General features: G+C 30.7%; 19 protein-coding genes. 8 read left to right on the forward strand and 11 right to left on the reverse strand.

Features of this window, described 5'->3' with window-relative positions; genetic code table 11:
• Positions 1 to 17 precede the first annotated feature (17 nt).
• On the reverse strand, positions 18 to 662 hold the full coding sequence (gene pyrE / locus M3P09_RS04650) for an orotate phosphoribosyltransferase (protein ID WP_249972205.1): 645 nt from the start codon (positions 660 to 662) through the stop codon (positions 18 to 20).
• 132 nt (positions 663 to 794) lie between these two features.
• Between pyrE and M3P09_RS04655 the strand changes: the two genes are divergently transcribed.
• Positions 795 to 1,376, forward strand: a complete 582-nt coding sequence (locus M3P09_RS04655; protein WP_099564370.1) for an NUDIX hydrolase — start codon at positions 795 to 797, stop codon at positions 1,374 to 1,376.
• A 99-nt stretch (positions 1,377 to 1,475) separates the two neighbouring features.
• Here the strand turns inward: M3P09_RS04655 and M3P09_RS04660 are convergent, their stop codons facing one another.
• Together M3P09_RS04660 and M3P09_RS04665 are read right to left on the reverse strand one after the other, a co-directional pair.
• Positions 1,476 to 2,402 (reverse strand): hypothetical protein, encoded by a 927-nt coding sequence (locus tag M3P09_RS04660; RefSeq protein ID WP_249972206.1) that lies wholly within the window; start codon positions 2,400 to 2,402, stop codon positions 1,476 to 1,478.
• Between the two features lie 110 nt (positions 2,403 to 2,512).
• Positions 2,513 to 4,249, reverse strand: coding sequence for a M14 family metallopeptidase (locus M3P09_RS04665; RefSeq protein ID WP_249972207.1), 1,737 nt, complete (start codon positions 4,247 to 4,249; stop codon positions 2,513 to 2,515).
• Between the two features lie 207 nt (positions 4,250 to 4,456).
• Between M3P09_RS04665 and M3P09_RS04670 the strand changes: the two genes are divergently transcribed.
• Both M3P09_RS04670 and M3P09_RS04675 read left to right on the forward strand, forming a co-directional pair.
• Entirely contained in the window at positions 4,457 to 4,825 is a 369-nt protein-coding gene (locus M3P09_RS04670) for a hypothetical protein (protein ID WP_249972208.1), read from the forward strand.
• A 115-nt stretch (positions 4,826 to 4,940) separates the two neighbouring features.
• Positions 4,941 to 6,554 (forward strand): SulP family inorganic anion transporter, encoded by a 1,614-nt coding sequence (locus tag M3P09_RS04675; protein WP_099564367.1) that lies wholly within the window; start codon positions 4,941 to 4,943, stop codon positions 6,552 to 6,554.
• Positions 6,555 to 6,713: 159 nt separating this feature from the next.
• Here M3P09_RS04675 and M3P09_RS04680 read toward each other — a convergent pair whose 3' ends face one another.
• The 4 genes from M3P09_RS04680 to M3P09_RS04695 all read right to left on the reverse strand — a co-directional run bounded on the left by M3P09_RS04680 (position 6,714) and on the right by M3P09_RS04695 (position 9,280).
• Positions 6,714 to 7,160, reverse strand: a complete 447-nt coding sequence (locus M3P09_RS04680; RefSeq protein ID WP_249972209.1) for a HEAT repeat domain-containing protein — start codon at positions 7,158 to 7,160, stop codon at positions 6,714 to 6,716.
• Between the two features lie 194 nt (positions 7,161 to 7,354).
• The gene (locus M3P09_RS04685) at positions 7,355 to 7,834 is read right to left on the reverse strand and encodes a hypothetical protein (RefSeq protein ID WP_249972210.1); all 480 of its coding nucleotides are present in this window, start codon (positions 7,832 to 7,834) and stop codon (positions 7,355 to 7,357) included.
• Positions 7,831 to 8,286 carry a pantetheine-phosphate adenylyltransferase gene (gene coaD / locus M3P09_RS04690; RefSeq protein WP_249972211.1) on the reverse strand — a complete coding sequence of 152 codons (456 nt, stop codon included), beginning with the start codon at positions 8,284 to 8,286 and terminating at the stop codon, positions 7,831 to 7,833. Before coaD ends, M3P09_RS04685 begins: the two co-directional genes overlap by 4 nt.
• Before the next feature lie 19 nt (positions 8,287 to 8,305).
• The gene (locus M3P09_RS04695) at positions 8,306 to 9,280 is read right to left on the reverse strand and encodes a D-alanine--D-alanine ligase (RefSeq protein ID WP_249972212.1); all 975 of its coding nucleotides are present in this window, start codon (positions 9,278 to 9,280) and stop codon (positions 8,306 to 8,308) included.
• Between the two features lie 140 nt (positions 9,281 to 9,420).
• Here M3P09_RS04695 and M3P09_RS04700 point away from each other — a divergent pair, with 140 nt between their 5' ends.
• Positions 9,421 to 9,987 carry a PASTA domain-containing protein gene (locus M3P09_RS04700; RefSeq protein WP_099564362.1) on the forward strand — a complete coding sequence of 189 codons (567 nt, stop codon included), beginning with the start codon at positions 9,421 to 9,423 and terminating at the stop codon, positions 9,985 to 9,987.
• Positions 9,988 to 10,019: 32 nt separating this feature from the next.
• Positions 10,020 to 11,054 (forward strand): RluA family pseudouridine synthase, encoded by a 1,035-nt coding sequence (locus M3P09_RS04705; RefSeq protein WP_249972213.1) that lies wholly within the window; start codon positions 10,020 to 10,022, stop codon positions 11,052 to 11,054.
• Positions 11,055 to 11,092: 38 nt separating this feature from the next.
• Here the strand turns inward: M3P09_RS04705 and M3P09_RS04710 are convergent, their stop codons facing one another.
• The 3 genes from M3P09_RS04710 to M3P09_RS04720 all read right to left on the reverse strand — a co-directional run bounded on the left by M3P09_RS04710 (position 11,093) and on the right by M3P09_RS04720 (position 13,882).
• Positions 11,093 to 11,521, reverse strand: a complete 429-nt coding sequence (locus tag M3P09_RS04710; RefSeq protein ID WP_249972214.1) for a DUF1801 domain-containing protein — start codon at positions 11,519 to 11,521, stop codon at positions 11,093 to 11,095.
• A gap of 40 nt (positions 11,522 to 11,561) precedes the next feature.
• On the reverse strand, positions 11,562 to 13,142 hold the full coding sequence (locus M3P09_RS04715; protein WP_249972215.1) for an L-serine ammonia-lyase, iron-sulfur-dependent, subunit alpha: 1,581 nt from the start codon (positions 13,140 to 13,142) through the stop codon (positions 11,562 to 11,564).
• A gap of 284 nt (positions 13,143 to 13,426) precedes the next feature.
• Positions 13,427 to 13,882, reverse strand: coding sequence for a hypothetical protein (locus M3P09_RS04720; protein WP_249972216.1), 456 nt, complete (start codon positions 13,880 to 13,882; stop codon positions 13,427 to 13,429).
• Between the two features lie 389 nt (positions 13,883 to 14,271).
• Between M3P09_RS04720 and yaaA the strand changes: the two genes are divergently transcribed.
• From yaaA to M3P09_RS04735, 3 genes are read left to right on the forward strand one after another with little or no spacing between them, the layout of a single operon-like run.
• Positions 14,272 to 15,030 carry a peroxide stress protein YaaA gene (yaaA, locus tag M3P09_RS04725; RefSeq protein WP_249972217.1) on the forward strand — a complete coding sequence of 253 codons (759 nt, stop codon included), beginning with the start codon at positions 14,272 to 14,274 and terminating at the stop codon, positions 15,028 to 15,030.
• 24 nt (positions 15,031 to 15,054) lie between these two features.
• Positions 15,055 to 15,777 carry a hypothetical protein gene (locus M3P09_RS04730; RefSeq protein WP_249972218.1) on the forward strand — a complete coding sequence of 241 codons (723 nt, stop codon included), beginning with the start codon at positions 15,055 to 15,057 and terminating at the stop codon, positions 15,775 to 15,777.
• A complete protein-coding gene (locus M3P09_RS04735) occupies positions 15,778 to 16,458 on the forward strand; it encodes a uracil-DNA glycosylase family protein (protein WP_249972219.1) in 681 nt (226 codons plus the stop codon).
• Here M3P09_RS04735 and M3P09_RS04740 read toward each other — a convergent pair.
• Positions 16,455 to 18,311: a M1 family metallopeptidase gene (locus tag M3P09_RS04740; RefSeq protein WP_249972220.1), complete on the reverse strand. Its 1,857-nt coding sequence runs from the start codon at positions 18,309 to 18,311 to the stop codon at positions 16,455 to 16,457. The genes M3P09_RS04735 and M3P09_RS04740 overlap by 4 nt on opposite strands.
• Positions 18,312 to 18,455 lie beyond the last annotated feature (144 nt).

Raw genomic sequence — 18,455 nt, forward strand, 5'->3', positions numbered from 1 at the left:
ATTTTTAATGAGATATATCAATTAGCGTTCCATTCACTCGGGTTGGAATTCCATTCAGACAAAGTTTCCAGTTCTTTTTGCGATATATAATTTGTTTCTAAAGCCTGTTCAAGTAAACTTTCGTAATTACTTAAAGTATGTAGATTTACATTTTCTTTTTTAAAATTTTCTGTTGCAATATCAAAACCATAAGTAAAAATGGCTATCATACCTTTTACGTTAATATTGGCTTCTTTTAAAGCTCTTACAGCATTTAAACTACTTTTACCCGTACTAATTAAATCTTCTACAACTACAACATTTTGCCCGCTTTCAATGAAGCCTTCTATTTGGTTTTTGCGTCCATGCCCCTTGGCATCTGGTCTAACATATATAAAAGGTAAACCCATGTATTCTGCAACTAACATACCTATACCTATAGCACCAGTTGCTACGCCGGCAATTACATCGGGTTTGCCATATTGTTTTTCAATTTGTTTGCCCATTACCTCTCGTATATAGTTTCGAATAGGTGGGAAAGATAATATTATTCTGTTATCACAATAAATGGGTGATTTCCATCCAGAAGCCCATGTGAAAGGCTCTTTAGGGCTTAATTTTATAGCGTTAACTTGTAATAAAACTTCAGCGGTTTTTCTAGCGGTATTTTTGTTAAAAATCATAAAAGCAAAATTACACATAAATTTATTTCTATTTAGCTGAAGATTGATGAATAAAATTATTTTTTTTAACAATAGTTAAAATGTGTTTAAAAATGATATTTTTACCAAAACGAAATGGTTAAGCAAACTTATATGCAAAAAATTTTTGTTAATGATAAACCTATTATTTTAACGACTAAAGTTGAAAAAGAAGAAGGCTTTAAAAATTATTTGCTTAAAACTGTAGATTTAGCTAAAGTTATTAGAACTCTAAACAGAACAAAACTAAAAGAGGCTAGACTTATAGGGAAAAAGGAAAAAAAGTTACTTAAAAAGTTTCTTAAAAAGCTGCCAAATGTGGTTGCAGGTGGAGGAAAAGTATATAATGACGATGGAGATATTTTATTTATTTATAGAAATGATAAATGGGACTTACCTAAAGGAAAAACCGAAGGTAACGAAACTATAGAAAGAACAGCTATTAGAGAAGTTACTGAAGAAACAGGTGTTGGTGGATTAAAAATTACAAAGCCTTTAGAAACTACGTACCATATTTTTAAGCGTAATGGGAGATATAAAATAAAGATAACTTATTGGTTTGAAATGAAAACAAGTTTTAAAGGAAAGCTTTATCCACAAGAAAATGAAGGCATTAGTAAAGTTGAATGGCTTAATAAAGAACAAACAAAAAAAGCACTAAAGAATAGTTATGCCAATATTAAAGCTTTGGTTTAGGGTTTATAGGTAGCTTAATATTTTCGTGATTTGAAATAGTGATAGGCAGCCAGCTATGATTTCCGATGAGGGAGCAGATTAATTAATTTTAAAAGTAATTTAATCAAAAAAGCCTCTTGATTTGAGAATGGTCAATTTTTTCATTTCAAATAACTCATCTAAATAATTTCCGTAGAGAGCGATAACTTCGCCATTATCAATTTTATAATAAGGCTCAGGATATCTTTTTTTTAGCCATTCAATTGAATCATTATTTGTGTACTCAAAAATAACAGGGTTTTCAAATTCAATTTTTTTTGGACTTATAGGGAAACCTTGTTCAGAATATCTATAATCATCATTGAAATAAGGAGAAGCCCATTTTCCGTTTTTTGTTTTATAAATATCTTGATATTGATATTTTTCATGGATGAAAATATCACAGTGTTTTGAAACAAATAAAAGAATATTTTCATAACTTTTGAATTTCGGCCAACCATAATGATCGAAAACGGAAAAGATAATAGTATCTTCTTGAATATTTCCATATACATTCTCAATAACCTTATACTTTGCTATGAAATGATGATTGAAAATTACTTGATCGCAATAAGGCTCGGGAGGTTTATGTTCTAGACTTATCTTTTTTGCAGCAAACGCAAAAAGTATAGGATCTTTGTCACACTTAAACTCCCAATTACATGATTTTAATTCAATTAGTTTGTCTTTTCTTTTTAAATAATCAGAAACTAATATTGATTGAGGAATATGATTAAAAGATTTGAAATAAATAGAGTCACTTGGAAATGCTAATAGAGAAAAAAAACCATCATTATCTGCTGATGCAATGTTTTCATGAAAAATTACTAAGCTGTCAATTTTTTTTGTTTTTTCATCATGTCTAGATACAATAAGTGTATCAATTGTAGAAATCAGAATATGAGCTTTCTTGTCTGATAATACAATTCCTTCTATGAGTACCTGTTCTTCATTACAACTGAAACTTATAATGGATAGAAAAAGGATTAATAAAATGTGTTTAGCCATAGCTTTTTTCAAATTACTGATAATGTTTTATCGACATAAAACTGTTTAAAGCCTTATATCAGTAATTAAAAACAAAGTTATCATTATTTTACAAAGTCAAATTTTAAAACTTAATTAGCAACCCTATAAACAGGATACTGTAAATGTGCTTTCTCATAATATTCACTTTGTTTATGTACCCAATCTAGCTGGGCATACCAATTATTTGTAAAGGCTTTATCAGATTGTTTTTTTGCATTGAAAGCTATTCTTAGTTTTTCATTATTATTTAATAATTCAAGCGCTTTGTCTTCCCATACGTAAGGTGAAAACCCTTCTTTTTGTTGCAAAATAGCATCAAAAAAATTCCAATTAAAAAATGAATCAGGCGCTTGTGGTTCTAAAGTTTCAATAATGTATCTAAGCGAAGGTTGATTTGTTTTTATAACATAATCCCCTTTTTTGAACGTCAATTTCTCTGTTTTTAAAGACACCGAAACATTATAGTGCGGATAATGCCCTTCATAAGCTTGCTGTCTTGTTTTATAATCTTCAATTTTATAGCTCTCTACTGCAAAGATAGAATCACTTTTTAACTGGTGTATTTCTACTTGATTCAATTTTAATAAATCTAATATTCGATGCCAACCTTGTGGAATAATATAAGCTGTTGGAATTTTAATTTCTAAAGCGGGTTTAAAATAGTTTTGATATTTAATATTTTTAGTAAACGGCTTATTTCTGTCATATTTTAAGCGGTTAAAACCTGTTACATCACTTTTTATGCTTTCACCTTCAAAACCTTTAAAACTTAAAGTAGAGGTTTTAGTGGTATCAATTTCCCAGTTTAGCGTGTATGTTTTTTTAGATAGAATATTACTGTTTGCTTTTTTACGTAGTACAGTAATTTTATCACCATGCTCTTCTGTAATTTCAATCATTGTTCTCATCAATTCATAAGTCCCTTCAACACGTTGTTTGTAAGGTTTAAGCATATGGGTTTCTACCATCATGCCTAGGGTATTAAACAAAGTTGTGTAACCGGTTGAGTAACGTGGATAATCCATAAATTGAGAAAACCCTTTTTCCGGAACTTGATTAAAAACATTTACATAGGGTGTAATATCCCAATCTTTTGTATTTAGCTTTTCTTCTAATTTGGGCATCATTTCATTATGTACATAATTACCCAAATCTCCATTAAGTTTATTGTGTTGAGTGAATAAATGGGTTAAAGTATATTGATAGTCAGCGCCATTACTAACATGATTATCTATAAAAACATCGGGTTTTACTAAATGAAAAATTTTAGCAAAGGTCTCAGCATTTTTGGTATCACATTTTATAAAGTCGCGGTTTAAATCATAATTTCTGGCATTGCCTCTAAAACCATAATTTTTAGGACCATTTTGATTGGTACGTGTTGTTGAGTTTCTGTTTAAACTCCCACCAACATTATAAATAGGAATTGTAACTATTACAGTATTTTTTGGAGCTTTTATTTTACCGTTTACTAAATCTCTAAAAAGCATCATTGTAGCATCAATACCGTCAGATTCACCTGGATGAATCCCGTTATTAATTAAAATAATGCGCTTGTTTTTATGTATTTCAGAAAAATCAAATTGAAATTTATTATTTAAAGTTACAATATGTAATGGTTTACCCGAATCTGTTTCTCCAATCTCTTGAATTGAAATTTCTGGATAAGCATTAGATAAATCTCTATAAAACTTAATAGCTTGTTCGTAAGTTGCAGTTTCAATGCCTTCAGATTTTTCAAAATGAGTTTCAAAGTTATAATACGGTTTTTCATTTGAATTTTTGCAAGACACAACTAAAATTAAAAGCACTATAAGAATTCTCATTTTAATTAAATTTTTGATTTAAATTTTTTAATGAAAAGATATTTTTTTTGAAAATACTATAAAACTACAATATTATTATAATTATAGCTTTTCAAAGCTATTTAACTTAAATAAAATGTAGTAACTTACAGTAATTGTATATTGCTAAAAGGAGAAACAGCAACGTGTTGTTTTTAAGTTTTATAAGTCTCTCATTAAAATAAATTTATGAAGATTTGTAATTTATCTTTTGGAAAAATTGTTATTTTAAGTAAAAATCTAGCTGAGGTTATTGTTGATGATGGGGTTCTTATAGATGAAGTTAAGGTTGCCGAATATCACGATTTTTTACTCAATTCTCTTGAATCTCCCTTTTCATTACTAATAAATAAAAAGAATGCATATAGCTATACGTTTTCTGCTCAAAAAAATATTGCTAATTTAAAACAAATTAAAGCCATGGCTGTAGTGGCTCATACCACAGGAGGAGTAATGTCTACAGAAACATTAATAAATGTAAATGGAAATTATAAATTGAATATTAGAGTATTTTATAAAAGAGAGGAAGCGGTTACTTGGTTAGGTAGTTTAGAATAAGTGGTAATTGATTATTTCTCAAACGTTTTAGCACACTGCTTTAATAAATATAGTAATAAGCACTTGTGCATCTCCATATTAACCTTAAATTTGCCGCTTCTTAAAACAAACCATTATGACTGAGTTTATTAGAAAGCGAACAGCAAATGCTAAAAATGATATTTTAAGCGGAATTACTGTAGCTTTAGCATTAGTGCCAGAAGCGGTAGCGTTTGCATTTGTTGCTGGTGTTGATCCGTTGGTTGGATTGTATGCAGCATTTATGATTGGTATAATAACCTCTATTTTTGGTGGTCGACCAGGAATGATAAGTGGAGCAACCGGAGCTTTAGCAGTAGTTATGGTAAGCTTAGTTGCTGAAGGAAATGCGATGGGTGCAGAAGGCGAGCAACTAGGGTTGTATTATTTGTTTGCTACGGTTATTTTAATGGGAGTTATACAAATGTTAGCTGGTATTTTTAAGCTAGGAAAATTTGTAAGACTCATTCCGCATCCTGTAATGATGGGGTTTGTAAATGGTTTAGCTATTGTGATTTTCTTATCGCAATTAGGCATGTTTAAAGATGTAAATGGCGATTGGTTTACAGGAAATAGTCTATGGGTAATGATAGGCCTTGTTGCATTGACTATGGGGATTATGTTTGGTTTGCCAAAACTTACTAAAAAATTACCTGAAGCCTTGATTGCTATTTTGGTGGTTTCTGCTATAGTAATTTTTGGAAATTTAGATGTTGCAACCGTGGGTAGCTTTATTCGAGATGGAGGAGGAGAAGGGTTAAAAGGAGGATTACCACAGTTTCAAACCGATATATTTAGTAAAGTTCCTTTCAACTTAGAAACTATAAAATTTATTTTTCCGTACGCTATAATATTGGCAGCTATTGGTTTAATTGAATCATTAATGACTTTAAATTTAGTTGATGAGTTAACCGAAACTAGAGGGAACACTAATAAAGAATGTTTAGCCCAAGGCGGAGCCAATATTGTAACAGGTCTTTTTGGTGGTATGGGTGGTTGCGCCATGATTGGACAATCGTTAATTAACATAAAAGGGGGTGGCCGTGGCAGACTTTCAGGTATAGTTGCAGCGCTAATGCTGTTAGTGTTTATTTTGTTTGCTTCTGGTCTTATCGAACAAGTACCTATAGCAGCTCTTGTAGGAGTAATGTTTATGGTAGTTATTGGCACGTTTGCATGGAGTAGTTTTAGAATTTTAAACAAAATACCTTTTAGTGATGTTATTGTTTTGGTTGCAGTGTCAGCCTTAACCGTAATTTTTGATTTGGCAATTGCTGTAATTGCTGGAGTTATTATAAGCGCATTGGTATTTTCGTGGGAAAACGCAAAACGTATTCGAGCTCGTAAGCGTATGCGTGAAGATGGTACTAAAATATATGAAATTTGGGGACCATTATTTTTCGGTTCTATTATAGCATTTAATGAAAAGTTTGATGTGAAAAATGATCCTGAAAATGTTGAGGTAGATTTTGTTGAATCTCGTGTGAGCGACCATTCTGCTATTGAAGCCATCTTTAACTTAGTTAATAAATATGAAGCAGAAGGAAAATCAATTAAACTAAAGCATTTAAGCGAAGATTGTAAAATATTACTTTACAAATCAAGCCCAAAATTCAGAGAAGTTATTGTAGAAGATATTGATGATCCACGTTATCATTTAGCCGAAAACCCTGAAGCATTTACTAAAGGACTTTCAGAATATAAGCTTTAATATTTGAGCGTTACCACAAGGGTCGGGCTTTCCATTATATCTTTTTTTGTTATAGCAAGTAATGAGCGACGCGGCTATTAGTTAAATTTTAGTTTTAAATAAAGTTGTTTTATCTTTTAAAAAAAGGATGCCATTGCAATCCCTAACGCAAAAAAAGACTTATCGCATAGGTCTTTTTAACTGTTCTTTTACTCGGTCAAACGATTTTTTACTAGCACGTTCCCAGCGGTAAATCTTATATTTTTTGCCTTTATTAGCTTCTCGTTTTTTATCATTTTCACGTTTTTCTTTTAACCAATTAAAACGTTTTTTTATAATGGTAAAGCCTAATTCATCTTCACAACCAATGCTCTCAAGCGCATTTAAAGCAGCAATCGATACATTCTGAATCTTATCATTTATGGCTTCAAAAAGTACAGGAATAGATGATGTGTAACCAGTAACGCCTAAAGCTTCAGCAGCCAACTGTCTTGATTTGTAGTTTCCATGTTTTAAAACATACTCCAACTTTTCAATTTCATCAGTATGCATCCAAAAGCGTATTGTCCTTTCAGATGGCTGAACAAGATTGAGTTTGAAAAGCAAGTATGTAACTTGATGGAACATGAATTTTTAAATAAATCATTATACTTATTAGTATATAATTAGTAAGAATTGTTACATAAAACTCATTCAAATCGATTCTTTGAATTACTTGTAAAATGAATTATCATCAACTAAAAGAGTAGCAAATTTTATAATAAGCCGATTTCATTTTTTAGATAAATAAAATCAATATTTAAAAACACTGATATTTTTTATTAATCTAAATTTCTAGATTGACCATTTAGTAATTTCCATCCATCGTAACGTTTTACTAATGTGCCAGACTCAATAATTTTAAATTTAGTTACAGTGTTTAAAGTATCTACCATTTTTCCTTTTACAATTCCCGAATAACTAGCTAAACTATCTGTAAGAGGAAATACTTTTAAAGTATCAAACGACAATTGAATTTTGCTAATTAATTTATCATTGGCTATTAAAATATTTTTAACAGAGTCGTAAGTTAATGCTGAGTTATAATTTGGGGGTACCCAGAAAAAATCTTTGGAATTATCTAGATAGTCAAATTCTGCAGTAAGACCTTGCTTTTTTATATCACCGTGGTAGTCAGCAAACATGTTTTCAACTTCTTTAATAACAAGTTCTTTATTTATCGGAATTGTTTTTTGGACAGCATTTTTACATCCAATAATGTTAAATATTAGAGTTATTATATATATGTATTTAAATTTCATTTTACGCGTACACTTTTCGGAACCAACTTTGTGTAATCACCATTATTTCTAATAACATCTCGCACTATAGAAGAGGCGATGTACGATGTTTTAGCCGCTGTTAAAAGAAATACCGTTTCAATAGGCGCAAGGTCTCTGTTGGTATGGGCTATAGCTTTTTCAAATTCAAAATCGGCAGGATTTCTTAATCCTCTTAAAATAAATTCAACTCCAATTTCTTGACAAAAATCAACGGTCAAGCCTTTGTATGATACAACTTTTACTTTAGGTTCATCAGCGAAAGCATCTTCAATAAATTTCATGCGTTCATTAAGAGAAAACATATATTTTTTATCGGCATTCACACCAATAGCCACAATAATTTCATCAAATAAAGTAACGCCACGCTTAATAATATCGTAGTGTCCTAATGTTAATGGGTCAAATGACCCTGGAAATATGGCTCGTTTCATAAATATAAAATTACAACTTTTATCTTAAAGCTTCTTCAATCGCATTACCAAAAAAATCAGCTAAAGAAATATTTGCTGCTATAACTTGTTGCGGTAATATACTTTCTCTCGTTAACCCAGGAACTGTGTTAACTTCTACTAAATGTGGTTCACCATCTTTAAAAATATATTCACTTCGGCTAAAGCCTGTTAGTTTTAAAACCTCGTATACTTTTTTAGCAACTATGTTTACTTTCTCTTCTTCTGCAGCACTTAACCGCGCAGGTGTAATTTCTTCAGACTCGCCTAAATATTTTGCCTTATAATCAAAAAAATCGTTATTACTTATTATTTCTGTAATTGGCAACACTTTGGTTTCGCCTTTATAAGTAATAACGCCAACTGAGACTTCAGTACCATCTAAAAACGATTCGATAATAATTTCATCATCTTCTTTATAAGCAACCTTTATGGCATTTTGTAAATCTTCTTTTTTATAGACTTTGGTAATGCCAAAACTACTACCAGCTTTATTAGCTTTAACAAAACATGGTAAGCCTACTTTATTAATTATTGCGTCTTCATTAATAGTATCTCCAAGGTTTAAATAAAACGATTCGGCAGCTTTAATACCATAAGGTTTTAATACGCTTAAGCAATCTCGTTTATTAAATGTTAAAGTAGCTTGGTACATACCACAACTTGTATGTGGCATGTTTATTAATTCAAAATAACCTTGCATAAAACCATCTTCTCCAGGCGACCCATGAATTGCATTAAATACACAGTCAAAGGTGGTTTTTGTACCATTTATACTAACTGAAAAGTCGTTTTTGTCAATTGGGAATTCATTGTCATTATCATTAACATAAACCCATTTATCTTTAAAAATATGAATGCGATAAATGTTATATTTTGATTCATCTAAGGATTCAAAAACTACATTTCCGCTTTTTAATGAGATTTCATATTCGCTAGAATATCCTCCCATAATAATGGCAATATTTTTTTTCATTTATATTTAAATACTTTTTCTGTCAGTCTAAAACCTACAATAAAACGTAAGTATAATAAGTTAAGCTAAAATATCATATATATTGCAAAAGAAAAAACAGTTCTGTTTTTATATATTTGCCGTATCGAAAATTATAATAGATGAGCATTATTAAATTTCTTGTAAGTAAAACATTTTTTACTCAAATTGCTTTAGCAATAGTTGCATTAGTTGTTTTTTGTTTTATTATGTTATCGTGGTTAAAATCATCAACAAACCATGGCGATTTTGAGACAGTACCAGACTTAACAGGAAAATCTATAAGTGTTGCAGAAATTGAATTAAAAGAGAATAATTTAGTCATGCAAATTCAAGACTCTGCAAATTTCAATCCTAATTATCCAAAATTTTCAGTTATAGAACAAGACCCACCAGTAGGTACAAAAGTTAAAGAGGATAGAAAAATTTATATAACATTAAACCCTTCTGGATATAGAAAAGTAAGAGTGCCTAATTTGATAGAAAGCACTTTAAGGCAAGCAAAACCAACATTAGAAGCTTTAGATTTTAAAGTAGGGAAACTCACTTATGTTGATAATATTGGTAGAGATATTGTGTTAAAAATGGCACATAAAGGTAAAACCATACAAGCTGGAGATATGCTGCCAAAAACCGAAAAAATTGACTTAGTTCTTGGTAATGGAAATCGGCCATCTACTAAGAATTAATAGAATACTTCAATACGCATTGATTCAATAAAATGGAAGACTATACACCGCAATTACCCGATGAGGATAATTTATACGAGCATTATTCTTTTACGGTAGATAAAGGGCAAACACCATTACGTATAGATAAATATTTAATGAATTTTGTTGAAAATGCTACGCGAAATAAAATTCAAGCTGCAGCAAAAAACGGAAGTGTTTTTGTAAACAACATGCCTGTAAAATCTAACTATAAAGTAAAACCTTTTGATGCTATTCGTGTGTTATTTGCACATCCGCCTTTTGAAAATTTATTAGTAGGAGAAGATTTAGATATTGATGTGATTTATGAAGATGATGAACTTTTAGTTGTAAATAAACAAGCAGGAATGGTGGTGCACCCTGGTCATGGAAACTATTCGGGCACTTTAATAAATGGGCTAATTCATAGATTTGATAATTTACCAAATAACTCGAGTGAGCGCCCAGGATTAGTACATAGAATTGATAAAGATACAAGTGGACTTTTAGTGGTTGCTAAAACTGAAAAAGCGATGACGCATTTGTCTTTACAATTTGCCGAAAAAACTAGCGAACGCGAATACGTAGCTATTGTTTGGGGTAATATGGAAGAAGACGAAGGAACTATTGAGGGCAACATAGGGCGCCATCCCAAGAATCGATTACAAAACACTGTTTTTATTGATGATGAGGCAGATAAAGGTAAGCCAGCTATAACACATTATAAGGTTTTAGAGCGTTTAGGTTATGTAACTTTGGTGTCTTGCAAGTTAGAAACAGGTAGAACACATCAAATACGTGTGCACATGAAACATATTGGGCATACCTTGTTTAATGATGCCAGATATGGTGGTGAAAAAATTTTAAAAGGCACTACATTTACTAAATACAAACAGTTTGTAGAGAATTGCTTTAAAATACTTCCAAGGCAAGCTTTACATGCAAAAACATTAGGTTTTAAGCATCCTAAAACAGGAGAGTTTATGAGTTTTGACACACCAATTCCTGATGATATGCAACAATGTATTGAAAAGTGGAAAGCTTATTCTAAGCATCAAGAATTATAGTAATCTTGCCATTCTTGTTTTTGGTTTTAGCTTTTATTTTACATTCCTAAGTTTGGTAAATGCTTTACTTTATGATACATTAAAGCAGCTGTAATACAGTTTTTTAATGCTTCTTCTGGAATTTTGCTATTGATGTTAAAAACCATGGCACGGGAACCTTCAAAAGTAAAAGTGTCTTTATAAATCATTTTAAAGGTTGGGATTAATTTACTAGTACATTGAAAATACATGGCGTATTGGTTTGGTTCTCCTTTTTTTTGATTTATTCTTATAGTACTTCCTTTTTTTGTTAAAAAGCTAGGTTCTCCCCACTTTATGGTTTCTTCTATCGTTGTTATTTCGGCAATATCATTTGCCGTTTCAATAATTAAATGTCTAAGATGTAATAGTTTACTTCTAACTGAATCCGGATAATTATTAAAAACCACTTCCACTTTCGGGTTAGTATTTATTTGAAGATTTGCCATTGTTTATCAATTAAATATAGAAAAGAATAATTGTATTATTTTACGAAGTAGTTAGTGTGCTTTTCTGCTTCAACTTTTCCTTTATAGCACAAGCAGTTTTTGTAATAGCTAATCCACCTTTACCTGTACATTTATTGCAAGAAGGCATTTGTAGACTTACTGATGATACTGTTTCAATGACTTCATTTAAAGGAATAAGTGCATTATAACCAGCACAAGCCATGGTTGCTGATGATAACGCATTAACGGCTGCACTTACATTTTTTCCTAAGCATGGTGCTTCTACACGATCTGCAATAGGATCGCAAATCAACCCAATCATATTCTGAATAGCCATTGAAGCTGCGTCAATAGCTTGTTTTGCCGAGCCACCAAATAATTGTACAATTCCGGCTGCTGCCATTCCAGCTGATGCACCACATTCCACTTGGCAACCATGTTCTTCAGCAGAGAAACCAGGGCCTTGAGCAAAATAAACTCCAATAATTCCAGTGGCAAAATAAGCTTGAATTAATTCATCATGAGACGCGTTTATGTCATCAGCGACAGCTCTTAAAACACCTCCTACAACACCACAGGAACCAGCGGTTGGATTTGCAACAACAACTTCCATAGCGCTTTTAGACTCCATAATGGCAGATACATTGGCTATGATTTTATTTACAATGGAATGCTCTAGAATTTTCTTTTTCTTTTGAGCATCATCAATTAAATGTGATTGTCGGGGCAATATTCTATCTTCATAATAAGTGCCTTCTAAACCCGTTTTTATACTATTTTCAATTATAGCAACAATACTTTTCATTTTATCTATCACTTCTTGATCATCTAAACCGCTCTGATTTTTTTCATATAGTAAGCCTAAAGCTGCAAGATCAAGATTTTTTTGTTCTGCATACTCTAAAAGAGATGCTACAGTTGTAAAAGGTAATTCTGATTCATTTCCTGATATAATTGGTAATACTGGTTTTATAATAGTTAATTCATCAAAAGGTATTGTGTCTTTTAATTTATTAATGGTTTCTATTGAAATCTCTTTTGAGAATTTAATGTTTACTAATCGCTTTTCGTTATTAAAAGACTCTGATATGGACTTGCTTTCTGTGAATAATAACAAAAGGTCTTGTAAGTGAATGTTTTTAGAAACACCCTTTAGAAGTAATTCATAATAACCTCCATTAATACTTACTTTAAAACCATCTATGTCTTGAATTTCGAAAGAGCCACCGCCAATTGATACGGCTGTAACTTTTGTTTGCTTTCCTTGAGTACCTTCTAATGCTAATCTAAATGTGTTTGCATGATTGGTTTGGTAACTATTTACCTCATATTGGATTGATATTCCTTTTTCATCAGCTATTTGTTCAGTATTCTTTATTTGGTCATCAGACATTTCTATCCCTAATAAGCCACCTTCAATACCAATCGTAGTTCCTTGGTCTCTATAGTTTGGAGCCCAGGCACCATCTTTGTCAAAATCAATAATAGCTTTTGTAAGAGGCTCGTTTAAAATATCCATGCATATTTTAGCTGCACGCCATGATGCGGCTGTATGAGAACTAGACGGGCCTCTCATAATTGGTCCAATGACATCATTAAAAATCCCTGGTCTATTTTTCATAATTTTTTAAAATTCAATATAACGGTGAGGCTATTGAGTAGTTTCTAAACGAAGATAGCTGTTTTTTTTGCAAAATTATTTAAGCATAGTTCCTTAACATCGAAGAGAATAAGCGTATTTAAACTATTAAATGTATTTTTCGAAAGTTCGTTTAACGTCTCGGCTATGATTTCGTTGTGGAATCATCCGCAGGATTATTCCGCTTAGAAATCATCCATTGATTTATACTTATATTTTGATGTGGCACTAAACCACAATGAATTATAGCCATTGTTGTATGCAGTTTATTTAAATATTCCTTTAATTTTTTCAATAATAGAAAGAGGATTCAAAGAACTTGAAATATCCGATTCTTTAAGGACTTCTCGAGCTTTAATTTTCACATTTACATCTGCATTATTAGCCAATTCTGTTATTCGATTAATCCAAATTATGGATTCCGAAATTTCATCATCTTCATCAAGTTCAATTAAGAACCATCCAATTACATCTAAAAGTTCTATATTGAATTTCGAGTCATTTTGTAAATGAAGATTAGAAGTTAAAAATTCCATAATATCAATATAGGTATTTTCAGTTTTTGAGTAAATATCTTCAGTCTCTATATCGGTAAGTACTTCTAAATATTCAGGTTTAATTCTTTTGTTTTTTGCAAGATTGACTACTCGTTGTATTTCCTCAAATAAAAACTCATTAAAATCAATAGAATATTCTGAAAATGCTTCATAGATAATACTCAAACTTGAAAATTCACTTGGAATAGTGTTGACGCAGTATTGTTTAATTTCATTCAAATGGTCTTTTGAATATTTAACTAACTCTTTTGAGAATTTTCGAGATACTTTGTCATCACTGTCAATCCATTCTTCGAGTTCATTTTCTTGATGATATTTTAACTTCTCAATCACATTCATATTGTTTCAATACTTGTTTTAATTGCATACAATGTTTTTTACGGATATGCGTCGTTTGAATGACTTATATCCGACGTTAAACGAAGGTAGCTGAATTTTTTTACAAAGTCAATAGTATCAATTCGATTTATCATGCCATTATAAATAATTGTTAACTTACATTTTAAAAGTCCATTACTAATTGTAAATTTGGTTAGTTATAAAAAATATTTTCAATGAAACTCGTTTTATCACCAGCAAAGTCTTTAGATTTTGAAAGTAAAATACCAATAAGTAAAAACACCGAAGCTTGTTTTTTGAAGCAGTCTGAACGTTTAAATAAGTTGCTTAAAAAGAAATCGGCTAAAAGTTTATCGAAACTTATGAAGATTTCAGATAATTTAGGACAATTAAATTATCAGCGTAATCAAGATTGGGTACTCCCTTTTACAAAAGAAAATTCTAGACCTGCCGTTTATGCTTTTAGCGGCGATGTATATAGAGGTTTAGATGCTTACAACATTCCTAAAGAAAAAATAGAAACACTTCAAAATACAGTGCGTATTATTTCTGGTTTGTATGGTATTTTAAAACCTACCGATTTAATTCAGCCTTATCGTTTAGAGATGGGAACTAAATTTCCTGTTGGTAAAAACAAAAACCTGTATGAGTTTTGGCGTAAAACTATTACCAATGCATTAAACGAAGAATTAGAAGATGACGAGTTGTTTTTAAATTTAGCAAGTAATGAATACTTTAAAGCCATAGATACTAAAGCCTTAAAAGTACCAGTAATTACTGCTAATTTTAAAGATTTTAAAAACGGTGAATATAAAATGATTATGACATTTGCTAAACAAGCACGTGGTTTTATGGCACGTTATGTTATAGATACCAATGCTGAAACTATTGATGATTTGAAAGCATTTAATTACGAAGGTTATAACTTTAGTGAACCTATGAGTACAGAAACCGAACTAGTTTTTATAAGATAAAATTAAAACACCAACTAATATTAAATGTATTATTACCTAATTATTGCGCTTCAAGTTTATTGCTTATATCATCTTTACAACAACAGGAATGCATATTATTGGTGGTTTGTAATTCTTTTTTTAGGACCTATAGGGTGTGCTATCTATTTAATCACCCAAGTTTATAATAAACGTGATGCAGAAAAAATAACAAGTGAAATAACACATATAATAAACCCAACCAAAAAAATAAAAGATTTAGAAAAGCAACTTAAGTTTTCAGATTCTTACCAAAACAGAGTTAATTTAGCTGATGCTCATTTAGAAAATAAAGACTTTAATAATGCTATTTCAAATTATCTAGAGGCTTTAGAAGGTAATATGCAAAATGATTTTTATGTGATTAAGCAATTGATTGAAGCTTATTTTAATATTGAAGATTGTGAAAGTGTTGTTTTGTATGCCGAAAAAATAAAAGAACATCCAGAATTTAAAAAATCAAGATCACAATTTTTATACGGCCTAGCTTTAGAGAGACTCGGTAAGTTTGATGAAGCCGAAACAAACTTAAGAGCTATAGATATTCGTTATTCATTTTATAATGAAAGATTAATTTTTGCTAAATTTTTAATAAGCAGAAAAAAAGAAACCGAGGCCAAAGAAATTTTAGAAGAGATATCCACAGAATCTCAGCATATGACAAAGCCTAATAAAAGATTGTTTAAAGCCACGATACAAGAAGTTGAAAAACTATTGCAGGATTTTTAAATGTTTTTTCATAAACACCCATATAAACCATTTATTCAAAAAGATACTATCAAATTAATTGTAGGCACGTTGCCACCACCACGATTTTCTACAGGCGAACTTTTAGAGAAGGATGTTAATTTCTGTTATGGAAGTTATTATAATTCTTTGTGGAAAAAAATAGATAAAATTCATAATCTCAATTTGCGTTATGATAACTCCCAAGAAGCAGTAAATGAGCGCAAGAAATTTTTAATAAAACATAAAATTGGAGTTTGTGATATTGTTGACAGTGCAGAACGCGAAAAAATAGATGCTTCTGATTTAGGGATGCAAAATATTAAGCTTCGCGATGTTATTGACTATCTAAAAAAATATCCAAATATTGACACTTTATTGTTTACTGGAGGAAATAGTAAAAATGGTCCTGAATATTTTTTTAGAAAACATATTAAGGATTATAATATTAAGCTAGAATTGATAAATAATGAAGTACCACGAATACATCAATTTGTCATTCTAAGCGACCTACAGGAACCTGTTCTGCCTCAGCGAATCATTAAAACCGTTTCTCTTACTTCTGGTTCTGGAGCCGCTAATATTTCAATAAGTAGAATTCCGCTTTACAAACAATTAAAAGCTAAAAACCCAAAATTTAATACTTTCGATTTTAGAGTGATGCAATACCGAGAGTTTTTTTAGTCTTGGTTATAGCCTAATAATGCATCAATTGTATTTGCAGTTACAGCATGATAGTTTGGTCTTGCTTTTGTATATATAGCCAAAGCTTCATCAGTTTTGTTATTTCTTTTAAATGCTTTATAAATAGTTGAAACATACCATCGTCTGCCTACTTTAATTAAAAAGTCTTCAATTTTTGTATCAATATTATTTCCATGGTAATCATGATTTATGGCTTGCTCGTACCATACCATTGCAATATAAGAATTGTTTGAGTTGGTTAAATTAAAAGCCTCGTCTATCATTGCTAAATGCTCCGTTTTAATATCACTAGGAAAGTTTCTAACAAAATGTACCCATTCTTGAGTTGTCCAATCTTTGGTAAGTGCTTTATCTACTGTATTTGTTTTAACAAATTGCTGAATTGTTTTTTCAACGGTTTCAAATTTATCAGAAACAATAATAGATTGGTTACTTGGCACTCCTGCTTCATAAACCCATTCATTTGTGTTAAATGTGATGCTATACTTTTCCAATAAATTTGTATTTAAAAAATCAATAAATTTTTCGGTGTTAATTGTAGAAAACGCATGAGTTTGAAAATAGTTTTTTAAGAAGGCATCAAACTTTTCACGACCTACGGTTTCTTCTAAAGTTCTTAAAAATAAATACCCTTTATCATAAGCAATACTATTCATGCCATCATCAGGATTCCTATCTTTCAAGTTAAGCTTTAATTTGGTATCGTTTGGAGCATCTTTAAAACCTTCTAATTCTTCTTCTAAATCTTGTCTTCCAATTTTTGCAAGCATGTTAGCTCTATCTTTTCCATAAAGGGCTTCCATAATACGCATCTCAAAATATACAGTAAACCCTTCATTTAACCAGAAATCATTCCAAGTCGCATTGGTAACTAAATTTCCAGACCAAGAATGAGCTAATTCATGAGCAATAAGCGATGTTAAACTTTTATCGCCAGCAATTACAGTAGGAGTTGCAAAAGTTAATCGCGGATTTTCCATGCCACCAAAAGGAAAACTTGGAGGTAGTACAATAACGTCAAACTGCTCCCATGCATATTTTCCGTAAAGTTTTTCGGCAGAAGCAACCATGTTTTCCATATCCGAAAACTCATAATGTGCTTTGTCTAGTATAGATTTTTCGGCATAAATACCTGTTCTGTCACTTATAGCCTTATAATCAAAATCTCCAACTGCTAGCGCAATTAAATATGGAGAAATTGGCTGTGCCATTTTAAAAGTATATGCTCCGTTAGGTATTTTAGTCTTTGGGTTTTCGGCACTCATAACTGCCATTAAGTTACTAGGGACTTTAACTTTAGCATTATAAGTAATTCTAATTTGCGGACTATCTTGAATAGGAATCCATGTTCGAGTTAAAATAGCTTGACCTTGTGTAAATAAAAAAGGGTGTTTTTTATCTGCGGTTTGTTGTGGATTTAGCCATTGTAAGGCTTCTGTTTTATGAGTTGTTTTATAAAAAATAGTAATGCGTTTCGTGTTTTTTTTGATTTCAATTTTAAGAGGATTTCCTAACTGTTCATCAAAATCACCTAAAGAAAAAGAGGTGTCATTACCATCAGCTTGAACATTTTCAATATCTAAGAATTTTGAATCAAGAATTATTTCTGATGCATCATTATTATTAATTAAATACGAAGCTTTACCATGTATAATTTCATTATCAAAGTCTACATTAATATCTAAATCTAAATGCGTAATAGCGGCATCATTCGGTTGCGAAAAAGAATGTGATTCTTCTATATAACTAGGCATAGATTCGTTTTTATTATTGTTAGAACAACTCGAAATAAAGAGTATTAAACTCACTAATAGTAAAAGCGTTTTTTTCATAATTAATTTAAAAATATAAGTAGGAGCGAAGTTAATTGTTTTTGTTTTAAAACCAAGAATTAAAAGAACATAGAGAAAATAAGATGTACATTTGCGCTTTATTAAAAAGGGGTGCTATGTAATTTATAGATTGTCATCTCAAAA

It is taken from the genome of Jejuia spongiicola, assembly GCF_023502325.1.
Taxonomy (GTDB): domain Bacteria; phylum Bacteroidota; class Bacteroidia; order Flavobacteriales; family Flavobacteriaceae; genus Wocania_A; species Wocania_A spongiicola.

Excerpts from the sequence above, each read along its gene's own strand:
- M3P09_RS04670 (WP_249972208.1), top strand. The coding sequence starts at position 4,457 with ATGAAGATTTGTAATTTATCTTTTGGAAAAATTGTTATTTTAAGTAAA.
- M3P09_RS04715 (WP_249972215.1), bottom strand. The coding sequence starts at position 13,142 with ATGAAAAATAGACCAGGGATTTTTAATGATGTCATTGGACCAATTATG.
- M3P09_RS04740 (WP_249972220.1), bottom strand. The coding sequence starts at position 18,311 with ATGAAAAAAACGCTTTTACTATTAGTGAGTTTAATACTCTTTATTTCG.
- M3P09_RS04700 (WP_099564362.1), top strand. The coding sequence starts at position 9,421 with ATGAGCATTATTAAATTTCTTGTAAGTAAAACATTTTTTACTCAAATT.
- coaD (WP_249972211.1), bottom strand. The coding sequence starts at position 8,286 with ATGAAACGAGCCATATTTCCAGGGTCATTTGACCCATTAACATTAGGA.
- M3P09_RS04730 (WP_249972218.1), top strand. The coding sequence starts at position 15,055 with ATGTATTATTACCTAATTATTGCGCTTCAAGTTTATTGCTTATATCAT.
- M3P09_RS04695 (WP_249972212.1), bottom strand. The coding sequence starts at position 9,280 with ATGAAAAAAAATATTGCCATTATTATGGGAGGATATTCTAGCGAATAT.
- M3P09_RS04660 (WP_249972206.1), bottom strand. The coding sequence starts at position 2,402 with ATGGCTAAACACATTTTATTAATCCTTTTTCTATCCATTATAAGTTTC.
- M3P09_RS04735 (WP_249972219.1), top strand. The coding sequence starts at position 15,778 with ATGTTTTTTCATAAACACCCATATAAACCATTTATTCAAAAAGATACT.
- M3P09_RS04655 (WP_099564370.1), top strand. The coding sequence starts at position 795 with ATGCAAAAAATTTTTGTTAATGATAAACCTATTATTTTAACGACTAAA.
- yaaA (WP_249972217.1), top strand. The coding sequence starts at position 14,272 with ATGAAACTCGTTTTATCACCAGCAAAGTCTTTAGATTTTGAAAGTAAA.
- M3P09_RS04710 (WP_249972214.1), bottom strand. The coding sequence starts at position 11,521 with ATGGCAAATCTTCAAATAAATACTAACCCGAAAGTGGAAGTGGTTTTT.
- M3P09_RS04675 (WP_099564367.1), top strand. The coding sequence starts at position 4,941 with ATGACTGAGTTTATTAGAAAGCGAACAGCAAATGCTAAAAATGATATT.
- M3P09_RS04705 (WP_249972213.1), top strand. The coding sequence starts at position 10,020 with ATGGAAGACTATACACCGCAATTACCCGATGAGGATAATTTATACGAG.
- M3P09_RS04680 (WP_249972209.1), bottom strand. The coding sequence starts at position 7,160 with ATGTTCCATCAAGTTACATACTTGCTTTTCAAACTCAATCTTGTTCAG.
- pyrE (WP_249972205.1), bottom strand. The coding sequence starts at position 662 with ATGATTTTTAACAAAAATACCGCTAGAAAAACCGCTGAAGTTTTATTA.
- M3P09_RS04685 (WP_249972210.1), bottom strand. The coding sequence starts at position 7,834 with ATGAAATTTAAATACATATATATAATAACTCTAATATTTAACATTATT.
- M3P09_RS04665 (WP_249972207.1), bottom strand. The coding sequence starts at position 4,249 with ATGAGAATTCTTATAGTGCTTTTAATTTTAGTTGTGTCTTGCAAAAAT.